Here is a 2,242-nt window from a genome sequence, read left to right on the forward strand (position 1 = left end):
CGGCCGATTACCGTGATCGTCACGCGGTCGAGTGCGGGATCAACCGCCTGAAGAGGCACCGTGCTGTCGCGACGAGGTACGACAAGCTCTCGGTCCGTTACGAGGCGACCGTTCTCGTCGCCGCTATCAACGAGTGGCTGTGACCTGCCCCGCTACCGGCACCGAGGCCACGCCGCAGAGAGCTGGACCGGAAGGTCGGGACACGGTGTCCTCGCGCGGGAGACGGTGTTCCCGGCGGCAGGCCGCCGGGAACACCGCTGCGCTGGCGGAGCTGGAGGGCTGGCTGAGTTCAGGCGGCCGGGAGGGTCCAGTCCTGCTGCGCTGCCCACTGCGCGAAGGTGGTCGTGCTCAGGCCGTAGCCGGCGGCGTGATGGGGGCGTGCGGGGTAGCCGACGAGCTGGTGCCAGACCTGGCTGTCCGTGATGGGTGCGCCGAGGCGCTGCTCCTGCTCCTCCCGCGAGACGGAGACGGCGGTGATCTCGCGGCCGGCGGCCTTGGAGATGGTGTCCGCGATCTCGGGGTACGTCAGCGCGTCGCCCGCGAACTCGATCTCGGCTTCGTGGAACGTGCCGGGCTCGGCCACGGCGGCGGCGACAGCGGCTCCGAGGTCGTCCGCGCAGATCAGCGCCAACTTGGTCTGCGGGCTCGTGGCGGTGACCAGCTTGCCCTGCGGCAGCTCGGGGAACATGGGGTTCTGCTTGGCCGGGAGGAAGTTGTTCATGTAGAAGGCGGGCTTGAAAATAGTCCAGTGGGCCACGCCCGACTGCCGGATCGCGTCCTCCGCGGCCTCCTTCTCGTCCCAGTACGCCCTCTCCAGGTCGGCTACCTCGTAGCCCGGGTGCTGGCTGCGCCATCCGGTCGCGGACACGGAGGTGTGGATGATCTGAGTGTTGCCGGCCCGCTTCGCCGCGGTGGCGATGTTGCGGGCCTGCCGCTGCTCGGGGCCGGGACCGGCCAGGTCGATGCCCACCGGCTGCATGGAGAAGACCGCGTCGTGTCCGGCGCCGGCGGCCTCCAGGGACGCGAGGTCGTCCATGGTCCCGGTCGCGAGGGCCACGCCCTGCCCGGCGAGCGCCTGGGCGGGCGCGGAGGAGGGGTCGCGGACGAACGCGGTGACGGGGTGTCCCGCGCGCAGGAGTGCCTGGACGGCGGCGCCGCCCTGCATCCCAGTTGCCCCGGTGACCAGCACTTTCGCCTTGTCGTTGTGTGTCATAACGCGCCTTGCCTTCGGTTGGTGGTGCCGATGATCTATCGGCACACGGGGAGAACCCGTCAACTAAAGACCGTACAGTATCGAGTCGCGAGAGTATCTAGTTCGTAATCTGCCCGAGCGGAAGTGGTCGGCCGGCAGCCCGCCGTTCACGAGCAGCGAAAGGCGAGGGGCGTGACGAGGATGCATGTGCGACGTCGCCCTGGATACAAGCCGTGCCGTGGCCCGGTCCGCGACTTCCCGTGGTCCGAACAGGAGGCCCGGTCGCAGGGGAAGCGGATGCAGTACCGTCGTGCGTATGACCAGGTCAACCCGCCCCGCTGGACGCCAGCGCCCCAGTGGCGCTTTCGGTCCCGTCCGCGACGAGACGCGGAACGCCCGCATCATCGAAGCGGTCCTGGATCTGATCGTCGAGAACGGGTACGCGGATCTCACCATGGCCGCGGTGTCCGCGCGGGCGGGAGTGGCCAAGGCCACCGTCTACCGCCGCTGGTCCTCGCGCGAGGACCTGGTCGCCGACGCCCTGGAAAGCCTCATGCTCCCTCCCGTCCCGGCCGAGGTGACGGCAGCCGGAACGTTGCGCGAGGACCTCATTGCGGTGCTGACCCAGAGTTCCGCGTGCCTGCAACCCCAGGGCCGTCGCTTCTCGGCTGTGCTGGCCGCCGCTACCGGCTCCCACCCTCAGATCACCGACACCCTGCGCGAGCGGTACATCGCCGGGCAGCGCGAGGGAATCACCGGCTGCCTCCGCCGCGCTCAAGAACGCGGCGAGATCACGGCGGAGAGGGTCGAGCGTCTGCTTGCCCCGGACAGGCTGGAGATTGCCGCAGCCGTCGGAGTGATGGTCCTGCAGGAGGACCTGCTCGGTGCCGTTCTCGACGTCGACGGGATCGCCCGCCTGGTGGACCAGGTACTGCTGCCCCTCGTTGGCGGCACCCCCACCGGCTGAAGCCCTTCCGGCCGGCTGCTCGATTCCGCACCATGACTGCTCGGCCTCTGTATGCCGGGATCCATTTTCGATACACGGCCTAG

2 protein-coding genes and 1 pseudogene are annotated in these 2,242 nt (G+C 69.4%); 2 read left to right on the top strand and 1 reads right to left on the bottom strand.

Annotated features, from left to right (window positions below; translation table 11 throughout):
* Positions 1-143, top strand: a pseudogene (locus tag ABT025_RS39640) (IS5 family transposase); the annotation flags it as partial.
* Positions 144-289: 146 nt separating this feature from the next.
* Here the strand turns inward: ABT025_RS39640 and ABT025_RS39340 are convergent.
* Positions 290-1,213 carry an NmrA family NAD(P)-binding protein gene (locus ABT025_RS39340; protein WP_351003628.1) on the bottom strand — a complete coding sequence of 308 codons (924 nt, stop codon included), beginning with the start codon at positions 1,211-1,213 and terminating at the stop codon, positions 290-292.
* 295 nt (positions 1,214-1,508) lie between these two features.
* On the opposite strand from ABT025_RS39340, the gene ABT025_RS39345 reads away from it, so the two are divergent.
* Entirely contained in the window at positions 1,509-2,159 is a 651-nt protein-coding gene (locus tag ABT025_RS39345) for a TetR/AcrR family transcriptional regulator (protein WP_351003629.1), read from the top strand.
* The last annotated feature ends 83 nt before the right edge of the window (positions 2,160-2,242 follow it).

Origin of the sequence: Streptomyces sp. NPDC002809 (genome assembly GCF_040295435.1) — a bacterium.
Taxonomy (GTDB): Bacteria; Actinomycetota; Actinomycetes; order Streptomycetales; family Streptomycetaceae; genus Streptomyces.

Coding starts and splice junctions, on each gene's coding strand:
- ABT025_RS39340 (WP_351003628.1), bottom strand. CDS start 1,213: ATGACACACAACGACAAGGCGAAAGTGCTGGTCACCGGGGCAACTGGG.
- ABT025_RS39345 (WP_351003629.1), top strand. CDS start 1,509: ATGACCAGGTCAACCCGCCCCGCTGGACGCCAGCGCCCCAGTGGCGCT.